Genomic DNA, 1240 nt, shown 5'->3' on the forward strand with positions numbered 1-1240 from the left:
AGCGCACATCCAGGAAGCCCTTGAGAGCCCCAAAGGCTATTTCACCATCGGACTTGCCCCGGAAGGTGAGATGCGCCTCTTCGACAAGATCGAGGAAGTCGCTGTCCCAGTTGTCCATTTCGACGATGCGCCACCGGCCGGCAAAGGCCTTGGCGAAGCCGCCCACCTTGGCCATCAGCCGGTCTCCCCGATCAGCTTGGGCAGCCGCACCAGATTGTAGGCGGCCGCAGCGAAGGTAAAGGCCCATCCGACCCGATCACGGCCACGGAAGCTGGTCTTCTCTTGCCCGGCGACTGTCTTGATCCAGCCGAATGCCTCCTCGATCCGCTTGCGGATGCGCTGGCTGACGGCATAACCGCCGTGCCGGGTCGTACGCCCGTCGATCGCGGAGCTACGGCCGCTGGTGTTCTGCGCAACATGCGGCGTCACGTTCATCGAGCGCAGCTCGTTGACGAAGTCTTCTGCATCGTAGGCTTTGTCGGCGCCAAGCGTGATCGCCGTCGGTCGGTCGGCACGAGGCTCGATCATGTGCAGCGCGGCCACCCGTTCGGCATGCCCATCGGCCTGCGTCAGGCAGGCGTCGACCAGCAAGCCGTGGCGGTTCTCCATCAGCCCATGCCCGATGAAGCACAGCTTCGTCTCCTTGCCTTTGCCCTTGCGGTAGAGCCTGGCCTCCGGATCGGTGGTCGAAGCATGGGTGTCGTTGGAGCGCTTCTGGCCATGGAAGTTCGCGTCGGCATTGCGCCCGCCGCCTTGGGCCGGCGGCTCGCCGGAGCCATCCTTCGGCTTGACGCTCTTCATCGACGCCCAGGCCTCGATCAGCGTGCCGTCGACCGAGAAGTGATCGCTCGACAGAAGCTTCTTCACCCTGGGCTGCGCCAGCACCGCCGCCAGGAACTTCGCCGCGATGTCGCCTTCCAGCAGCCGGTCGCGGTTCTTCGAGAATACCGAATGGTCCCAGGCTGCATCGTCGACGCCGATTCCGACGAACCAGCGGAACAGCAGATCATATTCCAGCCGCTCCACCAGAAGCCGCTCCGAGCGGATCGAATAAAACGCCTGCAACAGCATCGCCCGCAGCAGCTTCTCCGGCGGGATCGACGGCCGCCCAATCGGCGAATAAAGCGCGGCAAACTCGCGCTCCAGCACCGCCAGCGCCTCGTTCACGATCGTCCGGATCGCTCGCAGCGGATGATCACGCCGCACCCGTGCTTCCAGGTCGACGTAGCTGAACAGCTCG

General features: G+C 64.4%; 1 protein-coding gene. It reads right to left on the reverse strand.

The features are described 5' to 3' along the window. Positions 1–174: 174 nt before the first annotated feature. Positions 175–1240: IS5 family transposase (locus JQ586_RS40300; RefSeq protein ID WP_249148699.1), on the reverse strand; the 1066-nt coding region annotated here is incomplete at its 5' end.

The sequence above is a fragment of the Bradyrhizobium jicamae genome, from assembly GCF_018130215.1.
GTDB lineage: Bacteria > Pseudomonadota > Alphaproteobacteria > Rhizobiales > Xanthobacteraceae > Bradyrhizobium > Bradyrhizobium jicamae_A.